Genomic DNA, 22,570 nt, shown 5'->3' on the forward strand with positions numbered 1-22,570 from the left:
CCTGGTCACCGACGTTAGCCCCCGGGCACGACGATTTCAAACATCTGTTCGATCGACACGCCGTGTCCGCTCGATTTTGTCGGTGGCAGGTGGTAGACCTTCGCACGGGCGTTCGATAGAACGCCTGTTCGACCTTGATCCACGGGCCGCTCCCGGCCCCGGAAACGGGCGGACACAGGGTTTCGAGGAGGTTCGGATGTCCATTCTGGCCGAACGCGGACACGTTCGCCCGGCGACCCCGGTCCCGGCGCCCCTCCGTCCCGTCCGCGTCCTGCGCGGGCGCCGCGGCGAGGTGCCCCGCCCGCCGACGCGCGCGCGGGTCGTGGCGGGCCGCCGCCCGGCCGGCGCACCCTGTGCGGCGCCGCGGCGGGTGCCGGTGCGGTGGCCGTGGCTCGCCGGGCTGGCCGTCGCGAGCTGCCTGATGATCACCGGTTTGGGTTTTCTGGGCGGCGGGTCCGCCGGTGCCCCGGTGCCGGCGCGGACCGCGACGGTGTCCGTCGGCCAGGGCGACACGCTCTCTTCGCTGGCCGCTCGGTTCGCGCCGGACAGTGAACCTGGCGCGGTTGTCGCGCGCATCAAGGAGCTGAATCGCCTGGACCAGGCCGTGCTGGTGCCGGGGCTGCCGCTCACGGTCCCGGTCGCCGACTCGATCGCCGCCTCCGCACCCTGATCCGGGCGGGCCGTCAACCGCACTCACCCGGGCGTGGATCGCGCCCGGCGTGCCGCTTGCGCCCGCACCGCTCGAGTTCTACCCTTCGCCGCTATATGTAGTAGTTACACCGCTGTAGTTGGTCCACAGGTTGGGGTAGGCTGGACAGTAGTTGTCCACAGCTGGTCGGCTCTTACCCACCGGATGTCCACAAAACGATCACCAGATGCGCAGGGGTGCGTGGTGGCCGCGGGGACGTCGACCGGGGCGGCCGGCGCGGAGGGGAAGGTGATCGGCGGATGAGGTGCCCGTTCTGCCGGCATGCGGACTCTCGGGTCGTCGACTCCCGAGAGGTGGATGAAGGCCAGGCGATCCGCAGGCGGCGCTCGTGCGCGTCGTGCGGACGGCGGTTCACGACGTCGGAGACGATGGTGCTCGCCGTCGTCAAGCGGTCCGGGGTCACCGAACAGTTCAGCCGGGACAAGGTGGTGAGCGGCGTCCGCCGCGCCTGCCAGGGCAGGCCGGTCGACGACGACGCGCTGCAGCAGCTCGCGCAGCGCGTGGAGGAGTCGATCCGCTCCGCCGGGCTGGCGGAGATCCCGAGCCACGAGGTCGGCCTGGCCATCCTGGGCCCGCTGCGTGAGCTCGACGGGGTCGCCTACCTCCGGTTCGCCAGCGTCTACCGCTCCTTCTCCTCGGTCGAAGACTTCGAGAAGGAGATCGCCGACCTGCGTGAGGCCATGGCGGGGGCTGCTGCCCAGGAGGAGAGCGATCAGCGCGAAGACGGCGACTGAGCCGTCCCGCTGCGGGAGAGGGTTCAACCGATGACCGAAACCGTGGGAACGGGGGCCCGCGCGGCCGCCGGCAAAAAAGGCAAGGCCGCCGGCGGGCTGAGCGTCCAGCGCGTCTTCACGACCGAGGGGCAGCACCCGTACGACCAGGTCACCTGGGAGCAGCGGGACGTCGTCATGACGAACTGGCGCGACGGCTCGGTCAACTTCGAGCAGCGTGGCGTCGAGTTCCCCGGCTTCTGGTCGGTCAACGCCACCAACATCGTCACCAGCAAGTACTTCCGCGGCGCCGTCGGGAGCCCGCAGCGCGAGCGCAGCCTCAAGCAGCTCATCGACCGGGTCGTGCACACCTACGTCCGGGCCGCGCGCGACCACGGCTACTTCGCCACGCCGCAGGACCTCGAGATCTTCGAGCACGAACTCACCTGGATGCTGCTGCACCAGGTCTTCAGCTTCAACTCGCCGGTCTGGTTCAACGTCGGCACGCCGTCGAAGCAGCAGGTCTCGGCGTGCCAGCCGTACGACGCACTGGTGAGCACCCCCGGCGGTGCCGTCCCGATCGGCCGTTTCGTCGAGCTGGACGCCGTGGGTGCCAAGGTCTACGACGCGAACGGGCTGACCAAGGTCGTCGCCACCAAGGCGAACGGGATCAAGGAGGTCCTGCGGGTCACGACGAAGTCGGGTCACGTCCTCGACGTCACGGCCGATCACCTCGTGTGGCGGGCCAGTGCGGGTGGCGGGAAGTTCGTGCCCGCCGGCGAGCTGCGGGTGGGAGACCAGCTCGAATGGCACCGTCGCAGCGCGTTCGGCGAGGAAGAGATCCGGGAAGCCGACATCGCCGAAGCCGCGCTGGCGGGCTGGCTGCAGTCGGACGGCTTCGTCGGTCAGTACGACGGGACGAACCGTTCGCTCACCATCGAAGCGATGACCGTGAACGACGCCGAGCTGGCCTGGGTGCGGACAGCGCTCGATCGCGTCTTCCCGGACGTCCACCGCCACGAACGTGCCGTCGAAACCCAGGACGAGACCCTCGACTGCCGCCGAACCCGGCTCTACGGCAACGTGCTGGAGAACTTCGTCAACGCCTGGGGCTTGCGTGCGCGCGGCGTCGACATGGAGGTACCGGAGTTCCTGTACACAGCTCCGCTTCCGGTGGTGGCCGCGTACCTGCGGAGCATCTTCCAGGCCGAGGGCTATGTCTCCGCGCGGGAGCGGTCCACTTTGGTCGCGCTGGACATGATCGGCGAGAACCTGGTCCGTGGTCTCCAGCAGCTGCTGGCCCGGTTCGGCATCTTCGCCCGGGTGGGCCGCAAGGAGGAAAAGCGGCCGGACCGGCACGACCTCTGGGGCATCCGTATCCAGAACGCCGGTGATCGGCGGATCTTCGCGGACGAAATCGGCTTCATCGATCCGGTGAAGACCGCGAAGCTCGAGGCGTCCTTCGAAAAGCCCGGCCGGCCTGCTCACGAGCGGAAGCGGCTGGAGATCGCCGGGATCGAGAGCCGGGGCGAAATGCCGGTCTACGACATCCAGACGGAATCCGGCGAGTACCTTTCCGGAAACCTCCGGGTTCACAACTGCTTCATCCTCGCCGTCGACGACACGATGGAGTCGATCCTCAACTGGTACCGCGAAGAGGGCCTGATCTTCAAGGGCGGCTCCGGCGCCGGTCTCAACCTCTCCCGCATCCGCTCTTCGAAGGAGCTGCTCACCTCGGGCGGCACCGCGTCCGGGCCGGTCTCGTTCATGCGCGGCGCCGACGCGTCCGCGGGCACCATCAAGTCCGGCGGCGCCACCCGGCGCGCGGCGAAGATGGTCGTGCTCGACGTCGACCACCCCGACATCGAAGAGTTCATCCAGACCAAGGCCCGCGAAGAGGAGAAGATCAAGGTCCTCCGCGACGCCGGGTTCGACATGGACCTCTCCGGCGCCGACATCTCCTCGGTGCAGTACCAGAACGCGAACAACTCGGTCCGCGTGACCGACGAGTTCATGCAGGCGGTCGAGAACGGCACCGACTTCGGCCTGCGCGCGCGGCTCACCGGCGAGGTCATCGACCGCACCGACGCGAAGAAGCTGTTCCGCACGATGGCCCAGGCCGCCTGGGAGTGCGCCGACCCCGGCATCCAGTACGACGGCACGATCAACGACTGGCACACCTGCCCGGAGTCGGGCCGGATCACCGCGTCGAACCCGTGCAGCGAGTACATGCACCTGGACAACTCCAGCTGCAACCTCGCGTCGCTGAACCTGCTCAAGTTCGTCACGCGCGAGGGCACGTTCGACGCGCCGCTGTTCGCCCGCGCGGTCGAGTTCGTCATCACGGCGATGGACGTCTCCATCTGCTTCGCCGACTTCCCGACCGAACCGATCGCCGACACCACGCGGAAGTTCCGCCAGCTCGGCATCGGCTACGCCAACCTCGGCGCGCTGCTGATGGCGCTCGGCCACGCGTACGACTCCGACGGCGGCCGCGCGCTCGCGGCGGCGATCACGTCGCTGATGACGGGCGTTTCGTACCGGCGTTCGGCGGAGCTGGCCCAGGTCGTCGGCGCGTACGAGGGCTACGCGCGCAACGCCGAAGCGCACCAGCGCGTGATGCGCAAGCACGCGGCGGCGAACGAACTGGTCCGCACCTACCACTCGAACGACGCCGCGGTCCGCGCGCTGGCGACGCAGGAGTGGCAGCGGGGCATCGAAATCGGCACGAAGCACGGCTGGCGCAACGCGCAGGCGTCGGTGCTCGCCCCCACCGGCACCATCGGCTTCATGATGGACTGCGACACGACCGGTATCGAGCCGGACTTCTCGCTGGTCAAGTTCAAGAAGCTCGTCGGCGGCGGCTCGATGCAGATCGTCAACCAGACGGTGCCGCGCGCGCTGGAGGCGCTGGGCTACCCGACCGAGCAGGTCGAGGCGATCGTCGAGTACGTGGCCCAGCACGGCCACGTCGTCGACGCGCCGGGGCTGCGGCCCGAGCACTACGAGGTGTTCGACTGCGCGGTCGGCGAGCGGTCGATCGCGCCGATGGGGCACGTCCGGATGATGGCCGCGGTGCAGCCGTTCCTCTCGGGCGCGATCTCGAAGACGGTCAACATGCCGGAGTCGGCCACGGTCGAAGAGGTCGAGGAGATCTACTTCCAGGGCTGGAAGCTCGGCCTGAAGGCGCTGGCCATCTACCGCGACAACTGCAAGGTCGGCCAGCCGCTGTCGACGGCGAAGAAGTCCTCGGAGGTCGCCTCCGCCGAGCCGGAGAAGGTCGTCGAGTACCGGCCGGTCCGCAAGCGCCTGCCGAAGAAGCGCCCGAGCCAGACGGTCTCGTTCACGGTCGGCGGCGCGGAGGGCTACCTGACGGCGGGTTCGTACCCGGACGACGGCCTCGGCGAGATCTTCGTCAAGCTGGGGAAGCAGGGCTCGACGCTGGCGGGCGTGATGGACGCGTTCTCGATGTCCATTTCGGTCGGCCTGCAGCACGGCATCCCGCTCGAGTTCTACGTCTCGAAGTTCTCCAACCTGCGCTTCGAGCCGGCCGGCATGACGGACGACCCGGACATCCGCATCGCGACGAGCGTGATGGACTACCTGTTCCGCAGGCTGGCCCTGGACTACCTGCCGTACGAAAAGCGCTCGCAGCTGGGCATCCTCTCGGCGGACGAGCGGTCGGCCGAGGTCGAGGCCACCTACGGCACCCCGAAGGTCGACCTCGAGGCGCTGCAGTCCACTGTGGACTCGTCACCGGAGCCGCACGTGGCGGAGCCGGAGCACCCCCACCGGGAAGCCCAGACGACAACGGAGCTGATGGAGCTCCGCCTCGGCAAGGCAGCGGACGCCCCGCTCTGCATGACGTGCGGAACGAAGATGCGCCCGGCCGGTTCGTGCTACGCCTGCGAAGGCTGCGGCGCGACCTCCGGCTGCAGCTGACGGTTCCCGGCCGGGCCGGACGGGTTTCCGTCCGGTCCGGCCGGCGAAATTCGATGGTCTTTCCGGCCCCTCGGCGCTTATCGTGCCGCCGAGGGGGAGGGGCATCGGATGCAGCTGACGGGCCGGGAGTGGCGGACGCTGGTGAGCACCGCCCGCCTGGACGGCCGCGACCACCGGGTCATCCGTCCGGCGCGCCCGATCGCCCATGCCGCGTTGCACGAGCGGCGCTACGGGGCTCAGCTGTCGGTCGACCGGGCCGCGGCGGCGGAACTCGCGTGCGCGTGGTGGCTGGCGGCGAGATCGCCGCACAGCATCGTCCACCTGCCGCTGCGCGCGAGCACACCGGGCTGCGCTGACGAGTCCGAGGGCCGGCCGCTCGATCTGGTGCTGTTGCACCACAGCCTCGGCTTCCCGGTGTCCCGCTGGAAGCGGCTGCGCGCGCGGCTGTCCCCGCCCGCACCGCACAAGGTGACGCTGCCGCCGCGGGCTTTCCCGGCGGTGGACCACACCCCGCGCCGGCACCGCGAGTTCCGCGACCACCTCCACTGGCGGATCGCCGCCGACACGTTGTTCCTCACCGGCAGCCGGCCCGCGTACGGATTCGAGGGCGAGGCGGTGCGGTCCCTGGCCGAAGACAGCCCCGCGCACCTGGCCGAAGAGCCCGGTGCGCACTGCTGCGCGGAGATCGCCATCGGGCCCTGGAGCCCGTACCCGCGCCGGAACCCGATGGCGCTGCTGCACGTCGAGTGCTGCACCCGGCACTGGTGAGCCTTCACCGGATCTCCACGGGAACCGCCCACCGGGTCCACAACTCCACGGCATCATCGACCCGATGACGTACGCACACTGGCTCCACGACTTCGAAACCGAGGCCGAACGCCGAAGGCAGCGCGCGGACCCGCCGTGGGAACGGGGCGCGAACCTCCACCCCGACGTCGCGAAGAGCATTCAACGGTTCCAGGTCGGCGAAGCCGGCGACGGCGCCAACCTCATCGCCAAGGCCGCCGGGAACGACACTTACCTCGCCGCCGTGAAGCTCTTCGTCGCCGAAGAGCAGAACCACGCCCGGATGCTGGCCGAGCTGCTGGCTGCCGGCGGGGTGGGCACCCTCGGGCGGCACTGGTCGGACACCGTGTTCGTCAAGCTGCGGCGGGCGCTCGGGCTGCGGCTGGAGCTCATGGTGCTGCTCATCGCCGAGGTCGTCGCGCTGCGGTACTACCGGGCCCTGCGGGACGGGGCCGCCGATCCGCTCGCCGCCCAGGTCGCCGCGCGGATCCTCGCCGACGAGGAGCGGCACGTGCCGTTCCACTGCCACCGGCTGGAGCTCGCCTTCCGCGCCATGGACCGCCCGAAACGGGCGGCGGTGTTCGGCGCCTGGCGGGTGCTGCTGCTCGGCGTCGCGATCACCGTCGCCGTGGACCACGGGGCCGCCTTGAGACGCCTCGGCGTCGGCCGGCTCGTCTTCGTCGCCGACGTGCTCACCGCCTTCGAGGCCGCGCTCGCGCGCACGCGCGGCGAGCAGCCGAAGGCGCCGTACGTCCCGAAGCGCGCTCGGCCGCGCGGGCTCTTCTAAAGCAGGCCGGCCAGCTGCCGCAGGGCCGCGGTGATCCGCTCCGCCGGCACACCGCGGGACTGCTGGTGCAGGAACAGCTCCGGCGCCAGCGGGGCCAGCAGCACGTCGGCCAGAACGTCCGGGTCCGGCGCGCCCGCCGCCTCCGCCAGGACGCGGACGTGCGTGCGCCAGAACCCGTACGCGCCCGTCGTGAACCGGGAATGGCCCACCTCGGTGCCCAGCACCAGGGGCGCGTGCCGCTCCAGCAGGGCCACCATCGCCTCGTAGAACGCCGCGAGCCGGGCGGACGGCGGCGCGCCCGGGCCCAGCGGCGGGTCGCCGCGCAGCAGCGTCTCCTGCAGGCGGCGCTCGTGCTCGTCCAGCAACGCCACGGCGATCGAGGCCCGGTCCGGGTAGCGGCGGTACAGCGTTCCGCGGCCGACGCCGGCCGCGCGGGCGATGTCCTCCATCGTCACGTCCGCCGCGCCGCGGGCGGTGAACAGCTCCTCGGCCGCCGCGAGGATCTTCGCGCGGTTGCGGGCCGCGTCGGCGCGTTCGGGCATGGTGCCAGCCTAGGGAATAACCGGACGAGACGTCCAGTTAGCTCAAGTGGACAACGCGTCCACTTGAGGAGGAAATCGTGCCCCACCTGCTGCACCTCGACTCCAGTGCCCGCCGCTCGTCGTTCTCCCGTGAGCTCTCCGCCCGGTACGCCGCCGGCTGGCCGGGCACCCGGATCTACTTCTCGATCCCGGCCGCCCTCAAGGCGATCCGATGGGCTGGGTGACGCTCGTCTTCGCCGGGCTCGTCGAGATCGCCTGGTCGCAGAGCATCAAGCCGACGGAGAACTTCACCCGGCCGTGGCCGACGCTGCTCTGCTTCGTGCTCGGCGCCGCCGCGGTCTACCTGCTGTCGCGCGCCATGAACACCGTCCCGGTGGGCACCGCCTACGCGGTGTTCACCGGGATCGGTGCCGTCGGCGCGATCGTGCTCGGCGTCGTCGTCAACAAGGACCCGCTGAGCGTCGGCCGGGTGGCCGCGCTGGCCCTGATCGTCGGCGGCGTCGTGCTCGCGCGGGTCACTTCGTGAGCTGCTCCCACAGGAACTCGAAGACCAGCGCCCACTTGAACGCCAGCTGCTCGTTGTCCGCCGCGGCGCCGTGGCCGCCTTCGATGTTCTCGTGATACCGGACGTCGTGCCCCTGCTCACGCATCCGCGCCACCATCTTGCGGGCGTGGGCGGGGTGCACGCGGTCGTCGCGCGTCGAGGTCACGAACAGCGACGGCGGATAGCTGCGTCCACTGTAGACGTTCTGGTACGGGGAGTACTCCGAGATGAACTCCCACTCCGCGGCGTCGTCGGGGTCGCCGTACTCGGCCATCCAGGACGCGCCGGCCAGCAGCAGGTGGTAGCGGCGCATGTCCAGCAGCGGCACCTGGCTGACGATCGCGCCGAACCGCTCCGGGTAGCGCGTCAGCATGACGCCCATCAGCAGACCGCCGTTGCTGCCGCCCTGGATCCCGAGCCTTTCCGGCGTCGTGATGCCGCGTTCCACCAGGTCCGCGGCCACCGCGGCGAAGTCCTCGTACACGCGGCGGCGCTCGGCCTTGATGGCCTGGGTGTGCCAGCCGGGCCCGTACTCGCCGCCGCCGCGGATGTTCGCGACGACGTACGTGCCGCCGCGGGCCAGCCAGCCGCGGCCGATCATGCCGCTGTAGGACGGCGTCAGGGAAACCTCGAAGCCGCCGTAGCCGGTCAGCAGCGCCGGGCCGCCCTCGGCGCCGGAGGGCCGGACGACGAAGTACGGGATCTTCGTGCCGTCCTCCGACGTCGCGAAGTACTGCGCCACGCTCATGCCCGAAGCGTCGAAGAACGCCGGAGCCTGCTTCAGCACTTCGACCTCTTCGCCGACACGGCCGAAGCTCAACGTCGACGGCTGCAGAAAGCCACTGGAGTCGATCAGGTACTCGTCGCTGACGTCGGGGTCGGTGTCGAAGATGTCCGCGCTGCCGAACTCCGGGCCGCCCGCCAGTGGCTCTTCGGTCCAGCCGTCCGGGCCGGGCGTGAGGGTGCGCAGCTCGCTGCGGACGTCGCGCAGCGTGCCGAGGAGCAGGTGGTGGCGCGTCCAGGCCCAGTACTCGAGCGAGGTGTGCTCGTCGGGCGTGAAGAGCGTGGTGAAGTCCCGGTCGCCGGCCAGGAAGGCGTCGAAGCGGATGGCGATCAGCGAGCCCGCCGGGTGTTCGGTGCCGCCGACGGTCCACGCCGTGCGCGGCCGCACCAGCAGCCATTCGCGGCGCAGGGACGCGCTCGCGTCGTCCGGGACGTCGATCTTGACCAGCCCTTCGGACGTCCTCAGGTGCAGTTCCGAGCGGTAGAAGTCGATCGAGCGCCGGACGAAGTCGCGTTCGAAGCCTTCGGTCGGGTCGTGGGACGCGCCGATCGAGACGTCGTCGGGCTTGCCCTCGAAGACCGTGACGGCTTCCGACAGCGGCGTGCCGCGGCGCCACTCCTTGGCCAGCCGCGGGTACCCGGAGCTGGTCAGCGAACCCGGGCCGAAGTCCGTTCCGATGTAGACGCGGTCCTCGTCGATCCAGCCGATCCGCGTCTTCGCTTCGCCGACCGTGAAGCCGTCTTCGACGAATGCGTGCGCGTCGAGGTCGAACTCGCGCACGACCGTGGCGTCCGCGCCGCCGCGGGACAGCTCGACCAGCCCGCGCCGGTAGTCCGGCTTGAGCACGGCCGCGCCTTGCCAGACCCAGTTCTCGCCCTCGGCCTCGGCCAGCGCGTCGACGTCGAGCAGCAGCTCCCACTCGGGCTCGGCCTGCCGGTAGGACTCCGGCGTCGTCCGCCGCCACAGGCCGCGCGGGTGGCTCGCGTCCTGCCAGAAGTTGTAGTAGAACTCGCCGCGGCGGCGCACGTACGGGATCCGGTCGTCGGCGTCGAGCACCTCGCGCAGCTCGTCGCGCAGTTCGGCGAATCGCGCCCCGGTGGTCAGCTCGGCCAGCGTCTCGTCGTTGCGGGCGCGCACCCAGCCGAGCGCGTCGTCGCCGGTCACGTCTTCCAGCCACAGGTAAGGGTCCTCGACACTCATGCCGTTCAGTCTCGCCCGGACGGCGCCTCCGCGGCCACCCGGTGGCGTTTTCGTTTCGTGATCCCTGCCCTGCGGGTGGTCCGTATGCTGGTGCCACACAGCAGGGGGAGACCGTGAACGACGCCGAACCGCCGTGGCCGGGTCCGGCCCGGCCACCGGAACCCGCGTGGGCGCCGGAGCCGAACCCGTGGGCGCCCGGCTGGGCCGCCGCCCCGCCCGTGCCGATCGCGCCGCCGCGCACGCGGTTCTGGGGTGCGGTCAGCGGGGTCCTGATCGTCGTGGTGGCCTTTTCCCTGATCGCCGCCACCATCCCGCACCGGGTCGACGGCCGCGCGCTCGCCGCCCAGGGCGCCGGCACCGGCCGGGCGTACGGCGGCACCGGCAAGACCCCCAAGGCCGTGCCCGAACTGGCGCGCAACCCGCTGCTCGGCTCCGGCATCAGCCCCGGCCCGGCCACCTGCACCCTGCCCGACCTCGGCCGGGCGCCCGAACAGCTCAAGGCCTACTACGGCGCGCTCGTCAGCTGCCTGGAGCAGTCGTGGCGCCCGGCGCTGGCGAAGGCGAACGAGCCGACGCTGACCGCCACCGTGTCGGTGACGCTGCCGGAGCACAGCTCGTGCGGCGCGGCGCCGACGGAGAACGAAGCGGTCGCCTACTACTGCGGCGGCGACACGACGATCTACGCCCCGACCGACTGGATGCTGTCGGACGCCGGGCTCAACAAGGCCCGCCACATCGCCACGATCGCCCACGAATACGGCCACCACGTGCAGCGCGAGAGCGGCATCCTGTCCGCGGCGGCGGACAAGATGACCTCGCCGGACGAGGACAGCGCGGCCGACAAGGAGCTCGTGCGCCGGATCGAGCTGCAGGCGAACTGCTTCGGCGCGCTGTTCCTGACCGCCGTCGCCGGCACGGGTGCGATCAGCCGGTCGCTGGCCAACGCCGCGGTCGCCGACTACGGCCGCGCCAACGACAGCGACACCCACGGCTCCCGCGAGCACCAGCTGTCCTGGGCGAAGGCCGGCTACGACGGCAAGGCCACGAAGGCGTGCGACACGTGGAGCGTGCCGGCGGCTGAGGTCAGCTGAGGGTCCAGGCGGGATCGCGGCCGAGGAGCGCGAGGAACCGGTCGAGCTCGCCGGCGCCGGCGCGCACCGGGACGCGGTGGGCGAACGAGCCGTTCTGCTCCCGGCCCTCGTCCGGGATCCGCTCGGCGAGCTGCAGGGCGACGTGCACGGCTTCGGCGTCCGGCTCGTAGGGCAGGCCGAGCGCGCGGGCCAGGTCCCAGCCGTGCGCGACCGTGTCGACCAGGTGCATGTGCGCGGCGATCGGGCCGGGGAACGTGCCGAAGTGGTTGATCGTGAGCTGCCGTTCGAGCACGGCGTCGTCGGCGAAGGCGTCGAGGAAGTCGTCGACGGACGCCCGGTACGCGGCGTAGGCGTCGTCGCCCAGCACGCCGGCGTCCCAGTCCGGCGCCGAGCCTTCACGGGCCGCCGTCGCGAAGGCGTGGTTCTCGCTGACCTGGTGGCGCAGCAGATCGGCGAGCGTCCAGCCGTCGCACGGGGTCGGACGGGCGAGGTCGGCGGGGGTCACCCCGGCGACGAGCTTGTCGAGGACGAGCAGGGTGCGGCGGTCGAGTTCGCGGAGATCCATACCGGGCACGCTAGGCGGCGGAGCGGACCACGAGAAGTGCCAAAGCCGGCCCTCTTCCGGTGTGCCAATCTGGATCCGTGGACGTCCACATCGACCTGACCGGGACGCGCGGTCACCGCGACGCGATCTACCGGCAGCTGCGCGCGGCGATCCTGGCCGGCCGGATCCGGCCCGGCGAGGCCCTGCCGCCCACCCGCGAGCTCGCGCAGCGGCTGGCGGTCTCCCGGACGACGGTCAGCGCGGCCTACGACCGGCTCACCGCCGAGGGGTTCCTCACCGGCCGCATCGGCGCGGGCACGTTCGTCACCCCTTCCCCGGCGGACCGCCCACCGGCGGTTCCGGACGGCCCGGGCGTGCAGCCGCTCCCGGAGTGGGCCGCCGTCCCGCCGCCACCCGCGCCCTTCGCCCCGGCGCCGGAGTTCGACTTCCGGCCGGGTGTCCCCGACCTTTCGCTGTTCCCCTTCGACACTTGGCGGCGGCTGGTCACGCAGCGGCTGCGGGCCGGCCAGGCCGACCTGATGACCTACGGCGACCCGCAGGGACTGGCGGCGCTGCGGGAGGAGATCGCGCGGCACGTCGGCGTGTCCCGCGATGTCCGGGCGAATGCGGCCCAGGTCGTCGTCACCGCGGGCGCCCAGCAGACCACCGACCTCGTCGCCCGCGTGCTGCTGCGAACCGGCGATCTCGCCGCCGTCGAGGACCCCGGGTACCCGCCGCCGCGGCTGGTGCTCGGCGCGCGCGGGGTCCGGGTCGCGCCGGTGCCGGTGGACGCGGCCGGGATCGTCGTCGACGCCATCCCGGCGGGGACGCGGCTGGTGTACGTGACGCCGTCGCACCAGTACCCGCTCGGCCTGGCGATGTCGCTGGAGCGCCGTCTCGAGCTGCTCGACTGGGCCGAGCGCACCGACGCCGTGCTCGTCGAGGACGACTACGACACCGAGTTCCGCTACACCGGGCGGCCGCTGGAACCCTTGCACAGCCTGGATTCCCGGGGCCGCGTGGTGTACGTCGGCTCGTTCTCGAAGGTGCTTTTGCCCGCCTTGCGGCTGGGTTTCCTCATCGCGCCGCCGTCGCTGGTGCCCGCACTGGTCAAGGCCCGCTACCTCACCGACTGGCACGCGCCGAACGTCGAGCAGGCGGCGCTGGCGGCGTTCATGGCCGAAGGCGGCTTCGCCCGGCACGTCCGGCGGATGCGGAAGATCTACCGCTCCCGGCACGAGACGCTGTCCGCGGTGCTCGCCCGCGACTTCGCGGACTTCCTGACGCCGTTGCCGTCGACGGCGGGCCTGCACCTGAGCGCGACTTCGGCCGCCGACCTCGGCCCGCTCGTCCGCGCCGCCCGCCGTCGCGGGGTGCGGCTGTACTCGCTGGGGGACTTCGGGGCGGGGGAGCGGCGGCACGGTCTCGTCTTCGGTTACGGTGCGGTCGCGGCCGGGCGGATCGAGCCCGGGCTGGCCCGGCTGCGGGCGCTGGCGGACGGAGGAGCGGCATGACCGACGACGTGATGGTGGCGATCGACGCCGGTCTGCGGCAGCACATCGGCGGCGACCGCGCCGGCGCGTACGCCACCTTCGCGACGCTGTGGGCCTCGATCGGCGACGACGGCGACCCGCTGCACCGCGTCGCACTGGCCCACCACATGGCCGACGTCTGCGACGACCCGGCCGAGGAACTCGAGTGGGACCTGCGGGCGTTGGCCGCGGCCGACTCGCTGACCGACTCGCGGGCCCGGCAGCACCACTCGTCCCTGGCCGTGCGCGGGTTCTACCCGTCGCTGCACCTGAACCTCGGCGAGGACTACCGCAAGCTCGGCGACCTGACGGCGGCCCGCGAACAGCTGGCGCTGGCCCGCGCGCGCCTGGCCGCCCTGGGCGACGACGACTACGCGGCCGGAATCCGGCTGGCGCTGGACGGCTTGGCCGAACGCCTGGGCTGAACCGGTTCCCATACCACCAAGACGCCCCGTTTGCCGGACTTTCGCGGGGCGCCGGGGAGCCCTAACCTGTGGTGATCCAGCTCACCGACGGGAAGGATCGCCATGCGGATTGCGGATCTGCTGCGCAAGAAGGGGTCGGCGGTCGCGACGGTCACCCCCGAGACGACGGTGACCACGCTGCTGACCGGACTGGCCGACCACAACGTGGGCGCGATGGTGGTCGTCGCCCCGGACGGTTCGATCGCCGGAATCGTCTCCGAACGCGACGTCGTTCGGCGCCTGAACGAACACGGCCCGGCGCTGCTGGACGGCCCGGTGTCGGAGATCATGACGAAACTGGTGGCGAGCTGCAGCCCGGACGACTCGGTGGACCAGCTGTCGATCCTGATGACCGAACGCCGCATCCGCCACGTCCCGGTCCTCGCCGACGGGCGGCTGGCCGGGATCGTGTCCATCGGGGACGTCGTGAAGAACCGGATGGAAGAGCTGGAGCACAGCCAGGAACAGCTGCAGGCCTACATCTCCCAGGGGTAGTGGCCGGGCGGCTCGCCCGCCTCCGGGCGAGCCGCTACTCCCGCCAGCCCGACAGCTCCACGCCCTTGGCGACATCCACCCGGTAGGACAGCGTCACGGTCTTGGTTTCCCCGGGCGCCAAGGCCAGCTTCCACGTGTACTCGCCCAGTTCCGAGGTCTCCGCCGGCTCCGGCGAAGTCTTCACGTCCTTCACCGTGATCGCGTCGTCCCGCGAAACCGGCGCCTGGTCCAGCACCGTCACCTCCGCCGGACGCGGTCCGTGGTTCCCGACCGAAACGCGGTACTCCGCCTCACGCCGCTTCTGCCCGGACAGCGTCGCCTTCGAAGCCGTGCGGCGGACCAGTTCCCGCTCCACCCGGATCCGGTCGTCCACCCCCAGCGCCAGCTCCAGTTCCTCCCCGGGCGCCCACGGTTCGAGCATCGTCGTCCCGACGAACTCCGCGTCGTGGAACACCGACGCCCGGCCCGGCCGCAGGGCCTGCTCCGACGTGTTTTCCACCTTGGCGCGCAAGTACGCCTCCTCCGCCAGCACCGGCGCGGTGACGTACCCGAGCGAAGCCGTGAGCGAAAGCTGTGCCAGCGTCGTCCGGTGCCCCTGAGCGCCCGACGGCACCGCGACCGGGCGCGAAGGCCGGTAGGTGACCGCCGTCGTGCCCTGCTCGACCGACGCCACCTTCGGTGCCATCGCCGGTGCCGCGGACAGCCGGACCATGCGCGCGGCTTCGGGGATCCCGCCGGCCGCCGCGCCGTACGCCGCGCCCGGAGCCGCCGGGACCGGGTGGACGCGGTCCAGGTACCAGGGCGAAAGTTCCGGCACCACCACCGACACCGCCGACCGGGCCGTCGACAGCGCCAGCTCGCACTCCGGCCAGTCCTCGCCCGTGTACTGGCTGACCAGTCCGTACGACACCACGGTGACCTCGGTGCCGCGCACGCGGACGTCGTAGCCCGGCTCCCAGCTCGCCCCGGCGACCACATAGGACAGTTCCAGCTCGGCTTCCGCGGTGGCGTCCGAAACCTCCAGCTCCACGACCACCGACGTGCTGTCGCGCCCGGCCTGCGCGCCGTGCGCTTCGATCCGCCGGTCGAGCGCGGCGAGGTCCTCGCGCAGCCGCGCGACCCGCTCGCTCAGCACCCGCCGCGCCTTCAACGCGGCGGCCAGCCGCGCGCTCAGCGCGTCCGTCACTTCCGCGACGCGCGAAGGCTCGGCGGTGCCCGCGGCGAGAGCCTTCGCGAAGCTGCCGCCGCTGCGCTTCGCGAGCGAAGTCAGCAGATCCACCTTCATCGTCTCGGCGGCTTCGTCGTCCACGACGCCGTCGAGCGTGGCCTGGTCGGCACGTCGTTGCTCGACGAGCGCCTCCAAGGCCGCGTCGGCGGGGGCGGCGTGCCACTCGGTGCGGACGTCGACGCCGGTGATCAGCGCGGGTCCGGTGCCGGTGACGCGCACCGAAGCGGGGTCGAGCGCGGGCGGGAGCCCGGCGAAGGTGAACCGCGGCCCGCCGTCGAGCGGGGCCCGGCCCCGGCGGGTGATCCGCGCCTGCTGCGGGTAGACGGTGACGGCGGCGATCGGCGCTTCGACGGTGGGCATGCCTCCGACGTTAGTCGCTTGACACCCCCGCGGGCGGAGCGGAAGTGTCTTCAGTCGTCCGCTTCGCCCGGCTTGGGGGTTTGAGTGAAAGCCGCAGTCCTGCTCGCCGCTGTCCTCGCGCTGCCGCTGACCGCGGGCGTCGCCCAGGCCGCGCCACCGGCCCCGGTGTTCACCGGCGGCCAGGCGCAACCGGTGTTCGACCCGGCCGACGTCGTCCGCGAAGACGTCTGGGTCACCGCGCCGGTCGACAGCGACCACGACGGCGCCGACGACCTCGTGCACGCCCAGGTCGTGCGCCCGCGCGCGACCCAGCAGGGCCTGAAGGTGCCGGTCGTCTACCAGGCCAGCCCGTACTACGCCGGCGGCAACGACGTCGCCAACCACGACGTCGACGTCGAGCTGTACGCGCCCGGGTACGCCCGCGGCCCGGAAGGCCCGCGCGTCGCCGCGCACGGCGTCGGCCCGGCCACCCCGATCACCTGGCGCTACCAGGACTACTTCACCGCGCGCGGGTTCGCCGTCGTCTACGGCGAATCGCTCGGCACCGGGCTCTCCACCGGGTGCCCGACCACCGGTGACGTCAACGAGACGATCGGTGCCCGCTCGGTCGTCGACTGGCTCAACGGCCGCACCTCGGCGAAGGACGCGAACGGCGACGCGGCGAAGGCGGACTGGAGCACCGGCAAGACCGGCATGATGGGCGTCTCCTACAACGGGACGCTGCCGAACGCCGTCGCCAGCACCGGTGTCGAGGGCCTCGAGACGATCGTGCCGATCGCGGCCATCTCCAGCTGGTACCAGTACTACCGCAACGACGGCGCCGTCGTCGCCGCCGGCGGCTACCAGGGCGAGGACGCCGACGTGCTCGCCGAGTACGTCTACACCCGCGCGGACCGGCAGGTCTGCCGCCCGGTGATCGACGGGCTGACCCGCGACCAGGACCGCGTGACCGGCGACTACATGCCGTTCTGGGACGTCCGCAACTACCGCAACGACGTCGGCAAGGTGCACGCGTCGGTGCTCGCGGTGCACGGCCTCAACGACTGGAACGTCAAGACCGACCAGGTCGCCGAGTGGTACGAAGCGCTGAAGGCGCACGGCGTCGAGCACAAGATCTGGCTGCACCAGTCCGGCCACGCCGACCCGTACACGCTGCGGCGCGACGTCTGGCTCGCGACGCTGAACAAGTGGCTGTCCCACTACCTCTACGGCGTCGACAACGGCATCCAGAACGAGCCGAAGGCGACGATCCAGCGCGAGGACCTGTCCTGGACCGACGAGGCCGACTGGCCGGCGCCGGGCACCTCGGACGTCCGCGTGTACCCGTGGCCGGGCGGCCGCTCGAAGGGCACGATCGACACCCGTCACCCGGTGCCGGGCACGGCCGCCGCCGAAACCCTCGCCGACGACTCGTCGAAGACGATCGAGCAGCTGGCCGGCCTCGCTTCTTCCGGGAACCGCCTGCTGTACGCGACTTCGGCGGCGAAGCAGGCCGTACGCCTCTCCGGGACGGCCCGCGCGGACCTGGCCCTGGCGTTCGACCGGCCCGCGGCGAACGTCTCGGCGATCCTGCTCGACCGCGCCCCCGACGGCACGTCCCACATCATCAGCCGCGGCTGGACCGACCCGCAGAACCGCACGTCCCCGGCCCGCACCGAACCGATCACGCCCGGGCGGACCTACCGGATCGGCGTCGACCTGATGCCGAAGGACTACATCCTCGCGGCGGGGCACCGGCTGGAGGTCCTGGTGGCTTCCAGTGACCACGACTACACGCTGCGGCCGAAGCCGGGCGCGGGACTCGCGCTCGACCTGACGAGGACGTCGGTCACGCTGCCGGTCACGGGCGGCAAGCCGGCGCTGCGGGCCGCGTTCGGCTGATGCTGCCGGCACACCTGCGGGCCGACGTCCGCACGTTGTGGGACTACCACGACCTGCGGCACGCACCGCGGCGCTCGGACGTCGGCATCGGGCTCGGCAGCCGGGATCCCGGCGTGGCCGTCCACGCGGCCGAACTGTTCCACGCCGGCTGCTTCCCGCTGATCGTCTTCACCGGCGCCAACGCCCCGACGACGGTGGAGCGCTTCCCGCGCGGGGAAGCGGTCCACTACCGCGAGATCGCCCTGGACCTCGGGGTTCCCGAAGCGGCGATCCTGGTCGAGCCCGAGGCCCGCAACACCGGCGAGAACATCGCGTTCACCCGGCGGCTGCTCGCGCGGCGGGGGATCGCCGTCCGGACCGTGACGCTGGTCTCGCGGCCCTACCAGCAGCGCCGGGCATACGCGACGGCCAAGCGGCTGTGGCCCGAGACGGACCTGGTCTGCGCGGCGAAAGGCGTCTCGCTGGAGGACTACCTCGCCGGGAGCGAGGAGGCCGAGCGGGTGATCGGCATGCTCGTCGGCGAGACGCAGCGGATCACCGAGTACGCCGAGCGGGGCTTCGCGATCCCGCAGCGCGTCCCGCCCGGCGTCGAGCGGGCGTTCGGCAGGCTGGTCGAGGCCGGGTTCACGCAGCGGCTGGTCACGGTCCGCGCCGACGACATCCCGGCCGCACCGTGAGCGGTCAGCCGGCGATGCCCGTCCGGTAGGCGAAGGCGACCGCCTGCGCGCGGTCGCGCAGCCCGGCCTTGGCGAACAGGTGGTTCACGTGGGTCTTCACGGTCGCCTCGCTCACCACCAGCGTGCGGGCGATCTCGGTGTTGGACAGGCCCGCGGCGATCAGCCGCAGCACCTCGACCTCGCGGGCGGTCAGGCCGTCGACCTCCTGGACGCGCGCCGGCGTGCTGCGGGCGGCGGCCTCGACCAGCCGCCGCTGCAGCTCGCCGTCCACTGTGGACTGGCCGGCCGCGGCCGAACGCAGCGCCCGGGCGATGGACTCGGCGTCGGCGTCCTTGGTGAGGAACCCGCGGGCGCCGGCGCGCAGCGCGGCCAGCAGCGAGTCGTCGTCGGCGTAGGTCGTCAGCACGACGACCTCGGTGCCCGGGTGCCCGGCGCGGATCCGTTCGGTGGTCTCGACGCCGTCGCAGCGCGGCATCCGCAGGTCCACCAGCACGACGTCGGGGCGGTGCTCGGCGACGAGCTCCAGCGCGGCCAGCCCGTCGGCGGCCGCACCGACCACCTCGATCCCGGGCAGCAGCCCGAGCAGCGTGACCAGGCCTTCCCGGACCACCGCCTGGTCGTCGGCCAGTACGACGCGCAGCGTCACGCCGGCACCGTCAGGTGAATCCGCCATCCGTCCTCCGCCGGCCCGCTCTCCAGGCGCCCGTCCAGCAGCGCGACCCGTTCGCCCATCCCGCGCAAACCGTAGCCTGCCGCCGGCGCGTCCGGTGGCCGCCTGCCCTGCCGGTCGGCCACGGTCAGCTCCACCGAACCGGCGCCGTAGTGCAGCGTGACGTCCACATCGGCGTGCGCCGCGTGCTTGCGGGTGTTGGCCAGCGCCTCCTGCACAGCGCGGACCAAAGCCGTGCTCACCGCCGGGTCGAGCTCGCGGAACTCGCCTTCGATCGCCAGGTCCGCGCGGGCACCGCTGTCGAGCCGGTACGCGGCGAGGAGGTCCGCGATCGCGCGTTCGGTGCCGACGGCGTCTTCGCGCAGCGCGGCCACGGCCTCCCGGGCTTCGGCGAGGCCGTCCGACGCCAGCTTCTGGGCCCGTTCGATCTGCGCGACGGCGTCGGGGCTCGCCCCGTCGCGCACCAGCATCAGCCGCGCGCCCTGCAGGTTGAGCGAAAGCCCGGCGAGCGAATGCGCCAGGACGTCGTGCAGCTCACGGGCGATGCGGGCGCGTTCGGCCAGTGCGGCCGCGCGGGCGTGCTCCTCGTTGGCGGTCTGCGCGCGGGCCAGCGCCAGTTCGGTCTGTTCGATGCGGGCCAGCCGGGCGCGCCGGTTCAGCCCGAGCAGCAGGATCACGACGACGACCGCGTACGTGGGCACGGCGCTCTGCCAGGTGTGGTGCAGGACGGCCCAGCAGGTGATCGTGGCCACGTCCAGCACGATGGCCACCACGATCGGGCCGGTCCGCTGCTTGAGGACGACGAAGAAGGTGGTGCCGAACATCGTCACCGACGCCCAGCTGTTCGGCGCGACCGCCAGCAGCGTGCCCGCGGTGGCGATCACGGCGATCGCCACGACCGGCGCCCACCGGTGCCCGGCGGGGTCGTGGAGCCACAGGAGGGGGACCGACAAGGCCAGGGTGACCCCGATCAGGACCCAGGCGAGAGCGTTCGCGCGGGGCATCGCGGCGAACATCGGTCCCGCGACGAGCCCCCAGCGCAGCCAGTCCTGCGCCTGGGGTCGGCGGGTCGTCATCGGCAGTCCTCCGCGGGTGGTTGTACGGAAAATGTACCGGCGGGGACTTCCCTTCGGGGGGTCAAGTCGTCCCGTTTGTCAAGGAGGTTCCCCCATGTCCAAGTTGCGCCGGCTCGCCCTGCTCCCCGCCGCCGCGGCACTGCCCGCGCTCGGCCTCACCCTCGCCGGCCAGGCGACCGCCTCGGCCGCGCCCAACTTCCAGGTGCCGTTCAAGTGCGGGGTCACGGTGACCGCGGCGACGTTCAGCGGCCACAGCCCGGCGTACTCGGTCGACTTCCAGAAGGACGGCATCACCGGCATGCCGGTGCTCGCGGCGGCCTCCGGCACGGTGACCCGGGTGGCCGACGAGGGCAGCACGAGCTACGGCAAGTGGATCGAGCTGGACCACGGCGGCGGCTGGCGCACCCGGTACGCGCACCTGTCGGCCCAGGAGGTCTCGGTCGGGCAGTCGGTCGGCCTCGGCAAGCAGATCGGCAAGGCGGGCTCGACCGGCGGCGTCACCGGGCCGCACCTGCACTTCGAAGAGCGCCTGGACGGCGTGGTGCAGAAGGCGAAGCTGAACGGGGTCGCGGTGGCGTACTACGGGCACACGAACTTCACGAGCAAGAACAACTGCGGCGGCAACCCGTACTCCGCCGAAGAGGTGTGCGGCGACGGCTTCTCCGTCGTCGACCAGCAGGCGCTGGCCGGCTCTTCGGGCACGGCGTACCTGCTGTACAACGCTTCCACCAAGGCGAACTGCGTGACCACGCTGAAGGCCACGTCGCTCGGCACGGCCAGCGCGGTCTCGGCGTTCCTCGAGGTCCAGGGTTCGGCGCGGGTGACCGACTCCGGCAGCTTCACCTACTACGCCGGACCGGTGAAGAAGACCGCCGGCGCCACCTGCGTGAAGTGGGGCGGTTCGGTGGGCGGCAACACCTACGAGAGCGGGTTCGAGCACTGCGGCTGAGCCGGCGGCACCCGGGGTCCCGGCGTACGCGTCGGCTTCGGGACGGCATCCCTCGCGCCTCCGGGACTTCGCGAGGTGATCATCGTCCGGCCGGTGGGGCCGGGCACTATAGCCCGCCCCACCGACAGGAACGCCCCACCCGGCCGCCACCGGGCGGATTCCGTCCACATCGGCCCCGCCCATCCACAGATTTCCCGCCACCGCCCCACCCGCCCCCGTCCTGCCCCATCGTGGATGGCATGACCACAGCCACCCCGGCCGACCGGTCGCCGGTCGACCTCCGAGATCCCGCGCAGCTGCTGGCCGCGCTCCCGTACCTGATCGGGTTCCGGCCCGCGAAGTCCGTCGTCCTGCTCGGCCACCTCCCACCGGGCCACCGCCCGGGCCTGGTCCTGCGCGGCGACCTGCCCCGCCGCGAACACCGCGTCCACCAGGCGCGGGCGCTGGCCGCGAAGTTCGCCGAAGGCCGGCACACCGGCGTGACGGTGGTCCTCGTCGGCGGGCGCCGAAGACCCGGGAAGCCCCCACCGCACGCGGGTTTCATCGGTGACGTGGCGAACGCGGTGGGCGAGTTCGGCCTCCCGGTGGTGCACGCCCTGTGGACGCCCGCGATCACGGAGGGCGCACCCTGGGCGTGCTACCGCGTCGAGGAGTGCGGCGGCGAGCTCCCGGACCCCCGCTCGACGGTCGCGGCGGCGGCCGCGACCGAGCGCGGCACGGTGGCGTTCGACAGCCGCGAGGAGCTCGAAGCCCTGCTGGCCCCCCGCTCCCCGGAGGCGGTGGCCCGCCGCGCGGACCTGTTGTCCGCCAGGCGATCCTCGCTCGAAGCAACGACGGTTGCCGATGCGGCATCGGCGTTCGATCGCCGACGTCGGGGTGAGGGGCCACCGACGGGCGAGGAGGTGATGGCCCGCCGCACGGACCTGTTGTCTGCCAAGCAATCCGCGTCCGAAGCAACGGCGATTCCCGACGTGGCATCGACGTTCGACCGCCGGCGTCGGGGTGAAGGGCCGCCTACGGGCGCCGCCAAGGAGTCCGAGCCGATGACGGTTGCCGACGCGGCATCGGTGGTCCGGTCGGCGTTCGACCGCCAGCGCCGCGGCGAAGGCCCACCGACGGACGAGGAGGCGGTGATGCTGGCGAGCGCGCTGAAGCTGCCGGAGATCCGCGACCTGTGCCTCGCGATGGCGGTACCCGCGGGCACCACGCCGGCGCGGGAAGCGGAGCGCCTGTGGCTGACGCTGGTCCGCGAGCTCCCTCCGCCGGAGCGGGCCGAGCCGGCCACACTCCTGGCGTTCACGGCCTACCTCCGCGGCGACGGCACGTTCGCTGGCATGGCCTTGGACAACGCCCTGAAGGCGGCCCCGGGCCACCTGCTGGCGTCGCTGTTGAGGAGGGTCCTGGACCGGGGAACGCCCCCGCAGGTCATCCGCGGCCTGGCCGCAGCAGCGGCCGGCCCCTTGTCGAACTTCGGCTTGGCCCCGGCAGAGTTCGACGCGGACCAGGCGGTGTGAGGCCCTTGGCGGCGGTCCGGCTCGGGTCAGCGTCCAGTGTGGACAGCGGAAGTCCGGCGGGCGCTTGCGGCCGGGGTCCGGAATG

The 22,570-nt window shown here is 72.1% G+C and carries 21 protein-coding genes; 15 read left to right on the forward strand and 6 right to left on the reverse strand.

Going from position 1 to position 22,570, the window contains the following annotated elements:
* The first annotated feature begins 196 nt into the window (after nt 1-196).
* The 5 genes from ACLJPY_RS13765 (at nt 197) to ACLJPY_RS13785 (ending at nt 6,934) form a co-directional block, all read left to right on the forward strand.
* Nucleotides 197-670 carry a LysM peptidoglycan-binding domain-containing protein gene (locus ACLJPY_RS13765; RefSeq protein ID WP_410588639.1) on the forward strand — a complete coding sequence of 158 codons (474 nt, stop codon included), beginning with the start codon at nt 197-199 and terminating at the stop codon, nt 668-670.
* A 278-nt stretch (nt 671-948) separates the two neighbouring features.
* Nucleotides 949-1,443, forward strand: coding sequence for a transcriptional regulator NrdR (gene nrdR / locus ACLJPY_RS13770; protein ID WP_103351568.1), 495 nt, complete (start codon nt 949-951; stop codon nt 1,441-1,443).
* Nucleotides 1,444-1,473: 30 nt separating this feature from the next.
* Nucleotides 1,474-5,361 (forward strand): vitamin B12-dependent ribonucleotide reductase, encoded by a 3,888-nt coding sequence (locus ACLJPY_RS13775; protein WP_410588640.1) that lies wholly within the window; start codon nt 1,474-1,476, stop codon nt 5,359-5,361.
* 108 nt (nt 5,362-5,469) lie between these two features.
* Nucleotides 5,470-6,129 (forward strand): hypothetical protein, encoded by a 660-nt coding sequence (locus ACLJPY_RS13780; RefSeq protein WP_410588642.1) that lies wholly within the window; start codon nt 5,470-5,472, stop codon nt 6,127-6,129.
* A 64-nt stretch (nt 6,130-6,193) separates the two neighbouring features.
* Nucleotides 6,194-6,934, forward strand: a complete 741-nt coding sequence (locus tag ACLJPY_RS13785) for a ferritin-like domain-containing protein (RefSeq protein WP_410588644.1) — start codon at nt 6,194-6,196, stop codon at nt 6,932-6,934.
* Here ACLJPY_RS13785 and ACLJPY_RS13790 read toward each other — a convergent pair.
* Nucleotides 6,931-7,476 (reverse strand): TetR/AcrR family transcriptional regulator, encoded by a 546-nt coding sequence (locus ACLJPY_RS13790; RefSeq protein ID WP_410588646.1) that lies wholly within the window; start codon nt 7,474-7,476, stop codon nt 6,931-6,933. The genes ACLJPY_RS13785 and ACLJPY_RS13790 overlap by 4 nt on opposite strands.
* 77 nt (nt 7,477-7,553) lie before the next feature.
* Here ACLJPY_RS13790 and ACLJPY_RS13795 point away from each other — a divergent pair, with 77 nt between their 5' ends.
* Nucleotides 7,554-7,700, forward strand: coding sequence for a hypothetical protein (locus ACLJPY_RS13795; protein WP_410588647.1), 147 nt, complete (start codon nt 7,554-7,556; stop codon nt 7,698-7,700).
* A complete protein-coding gene (locus tag ACLJPY_RS13800) occupies nt 7,688-8,002 on the forward strand; it encodes a DMT family transporter (protein WP_410588649.1) in 315 nt (104 codons plus the stop codon). Before ACLJPY_RS13795 ends, ACLJPY_RS13800 begins: the two co-directional genes overlap by 13 nt.
* On the opposite strand, the gene ACLJPY_RS13805 is transcribed toward ACLJPY_RS13800, so the two are convergent.
* Nucleotides 7,992-10,004, reverse strand: a complete 2,013-nt coding sequence (locus tag ACLJPY_RS13805; RefSeq protein ID WP_410588651.1) for a prolyl oligopeptidase family serine peptidase — start codon at nt 10,002-10,004, stop codon at nt 7,992-7,994. The genes ACLJPY_RS13800 and ACLJPY_RS13805 overlap by 11 nt on opposite strands.
* Nucleotides 10,005-10,117: 113 nt before the next feature.
* Here ACLJPY_RS13805 and ACLJPY_RS13810 point away from each other — a divergent pair, with 113 nt between their 5' ends.
* Nucleotides 10,118-11,095, forward strand: a complete 978-nt coding sequence (locus ACLJPY_RS13810) for a neutral zinc metallopeptidase (RefSeq protein ID WP_410588653.1) — start codon at nt 10,118-10,120, stop codon at nt 11,093-11,095.
* On the opposite strand, the gene ACLJPY_RS13815 is transcribed toward ACLJPY_RS13810, so the two are convergent.
* Nucleotides 11,088-11,660 (reverse strand): TIGR03086 family metal-binding protein, encoded by a 573-nt coding sequence (locus ACLJPY_RS13815; RefSeq protein ID WP_410588654.1) that lies wholly within the window; start codon nt 11,658-11,660, stop codon nt 11,088-11,090. The two genes, ACLJPY_RS13810 and ACLJPY_RS13815, sit on opposite strands and share 8 nt — an antisense overlap.
* 77 nt (nt 11,661-11,737) lie before the next feature.
* Here ACLJPY_RS13815 and ACLJPY_RS13820 point away from each other — a divergent pair, with 77 nt between their 5' ends.
* The 3 genes from ACLJPY_RS13820 to ACLJPY_RS13830 all read left to right on the forward strand — a co-directional run bounded on the left by ACLJPY_RS13820 (nt 11,738) and on the right by ACLJPY_RS13830 (nt 14,130).
* Nucleotides 11,738-13,153, forward strand: a complete 1,416-nt coding sequence (locus ACLJPY_RS13820; protein ID WP_410588655.1) for a PLP-dependent aminotransferase family protein — start codon at nt 11,738-11,740, stop codon at nt 13,151-13,153.
* Entirely contained in the window at nt 13,150-13,596 is a 447-nt protein-coding gene (locus ACLJPY_RS13825; RefSeq protein WP_410588657.1) for a hypothetical protein, read from the forward strand. The genes ACLJPY_RS13820 and ACLJPY_RS13825 overlap by 4 nt, the downstream gene beginning before the upstream one ends.
* 102 nt (nt 13,597-13,698) lie before the next feature.
* The gene (locus tag ACLJPY_RS13830) at nt 13,699-14,130 is read left to right on the forward strand and encodes a CBS domain-containing protein (protein ID WP_410588659.1); all 432 of its coding nucleotides are present in this window, start codon (nt 13,699-13,701) and stop codon (nt 14,128-14,130) included.
* 34 nt (nt 14,131-14,164) lie between these two features.
* Here ACLJPY_RS13830 and ACLJPY_RS13835 read toward each other — a convergent pair whose 3' ends face one another.
* Nucleotides 14,165-15,718, reverse strand: coding sequence for a DUF4139 domain-containing protein (locus ACLJPY_RS13835; protein ID WP_410588661.1), 1,554 nt, complete (start codon nt 15,716-15,718; stop codon nt 14,165-14,167).
* Between the two features lie 84 nt (nt 15,719-15,802).
* Here ACLJPY_RS13835 and ACLJPY_RS13840 point away from each other — a divergent pair, with 84 nt between their 5' ends.
* Nucleotides 15,803-17,599 carry a Xaa-Pro dipeptidyl-peptidase gene (locus ACLJPY_RS13840; protein ID WP_410588662.1) on the forward strand — a complete coding sequence of 599 codons (1,797 nt, stop codon included), beginning with the start codon at nt 15,803-15,805 and terminating at the stop codon, nt 17,597-17,599.
* Nucleotides 17,599-18,276 carry a YdcF family protein gene (locus tag ACLJPY_RS13845; protein WP_410588663.1) on the forward strand — a complete coding sequence of 226 codons (678 nt, stop codon included), beginning with the start codon at nt 17,599-17,601 and terminating at the stop codon, nt 18,274-18,276. Before ACLJPY_RS13840 ends, ACLJPY_RS13845 begins: the two co-directional genes overlap by 1 nt.
* Before the next feature lie 4 nt (nt 18,277-18,280).
* Here ACLJPY_RS13845 and ACLJPY_RS13850 read toward each other — a convergent pair whose 3' ends face one another.
* Together ACLJPY_RS13850 and ACLJPY_RS13855 are read right to left on the reverse strand one after the other, a co-directional pair.
* Nucleotides 18,281-18,922, reverse strand: coding sequence for a response regulator (locus ACLJPY_RS13850; protein ID WP_410589205.1), 642 nt, complete (start codon nt 18,920-18,922; stop codon nt 18,281-18,283).
* A complete protein-coding gene (locus ACLJPY_RS13855; protein WP_410588665.1) occupies nt 18,919-20,022 on the reverse strand; it encodes a sensor histidine kinase in 1,104 nt (367 codons plus the stop codon). Before ACLJPY_RS13855 ends, ACLJPY_RS13850 begins: the two co-directional genes overlap by 4 nt.
* 94 nt (nt 20,023-20,116) lie before the next feature.
* Between ACLJPY_RS13855 and ACLJPY_RS13860 the strand changes: the two genes are divergently transcribed.
* Both ACLJPY_RS13860 and ACLJPY_RS13865 read left to right on the forward strand, forming a co-directional pair.
* Complete coding sequence (locus ACLJPY_RS13860) at nt 20,117-20,971, forward strand: M23 family metallopeptidase (RefSeq protein ID WP_410588666.1); 855 nt, start codon at nt 20,117-20,119, stop codon at nt 20,969-20,971.
* Between the two features lie 239 nt (nt 20,972-21,210).
* Entirely contained in the window at nt 21,211-22,485 is a 1,275-nt protein-coding gene (locus ACLJPY_RS13865) for a DUF4192 domain-containing protein (RefSeq protein ID WP_410588668.1), read from the forward strand.
* Nucleotides 22,486-22,570 lie beyond the last annotated feature (85 nt).

This window comes from Amycolatopsis sp. lyj-23 (genome assembly GCF_046549135.1).
Taxonomy (GTDB): Bacteria; Actinomycetota; Actinomycetes; order Mycobacteriales; family Pseudonocardiaceae; genus Amycolatopsis.

Excerpts from the sequence above, each read along its gene's own strand:
- ACLJPY_RS13865 (WP_410588668.1), top strand. The coding sequence starts at position 21,211 with ATGACCACAGCCACCCCGGCCGACCGGTCGCCGGTCGACCTCCGAGAT.
- ACLJPY_RS13825 (WP_410588657.1), top strand. The coding sequence starts at position 13,150 with ATGACCGACGACGTGATGGTGGCGATCGACGCCGGTCTGCGGCAGCAC.
- ACLJPY_RS13815 (WP_410588654.1), bottom strand. The coding sequence starts at position 11,660 with ATGGATCTCCGCGAACTCGACCGCCGCACCCTGCTCGTCCTCGACAAG.
- ACLJPY_RS13860 (WP_410588666.1), top strand. The coding sequence starts at position 20,117 with ATGTCCAAGTTGCGCCGGCTCGCCCTGCTCCCCGCCGCCGCGGCACTG.
- nrdR (WP_103351568.1), top strand. The coding sequence starts at position 949 with ATGAGGTGCCCGTTCTGCCGGCATGCGGACTCTCGGGTCGTCGACTCC.
- ACLJPY_RS13780 (WP_410588642.1), top strand. The coding sequence starts at position 5,470 with ATGCAGCTGACGGGCCGGGAGTGGCGGACGCTGGTGAGCACCGCCCGC.
- ACLJPY_RS13800 (WP_410588649.1), top strand. The coding sequence starts at position 7,688 with ATGGGCTGGGTGACGCTCGTCTTCGCCGGGCTCGTCGAGATCGCCTGG.
- ACLJPY_RS13830 (WP_410588659.1), top strand. The coding sequence starts at position 13,699 with ATGCGGATTGCGGATCTGCTGCGCAAGAAGGGGTCGGCGGTCGCGACG.
- ACLJPY_RS13805 (WP_410588651.1), bottom strand. The coding sequence starts at position 10,004 with ATGAGTGTCGAGGACCCTTACCTGTGGCTGGAAGACGTGACCGGCGAC.
- ACLJPY_RS13835 (WP_410588661.1), bottom strand. The coding sequence starts at position 15,718 with ATGCCCACCGTCGAAGCGCCGATCGCCGCCGTCACCGTCTACCCGCAG.
- ACLJPY_RS13790 (WP_410588646.1), bottom strand. The coding sequence starts at position 7,476 with ATGCCCGAACGCGCCGACGCGGCCCGCAACCGCGCGAAGATCCTCGCG.
- ACLJPY_RS13785 (WP_410588644.1), top strand. The coding sequence starts at position 6,194 with ATGACGTACGCACACTGGCTCCACGACTTCGAAACCGAGGCCGAACGC.
- ACLJPY_RS13845 (WP_410588663.1), top strand. The coding sequence starts at position 17,599 with ATGCTGCCGGCACACCTGCGGGCCGACGTCCGCACGTTGTGGGACTAC.
- ACLJPY_RS13765 (WP_410588639.1), top strand. The coding sequence starts at position 197 with ATGTCCATTCTGGCCGAACGCGGACACGTTCGCCCGGCGACCCCGGTC.
- ACLJPY_RS13855 (WP_410588665.1), bottom strand. The coding sequence starts at position 20,022 with ATGACGACCCGCCGACCCCAGGCGCAGGACTGGCTGCGCTGGGGGCTC.
- ACLJPY_RS13775 (WP_410588640.1), top strand. The coding sequence starts at position 1,474 with ATGACCGAAACCGTGGGAACGGGGGCCCGCGCGGCCGCCGGCAAAAAA.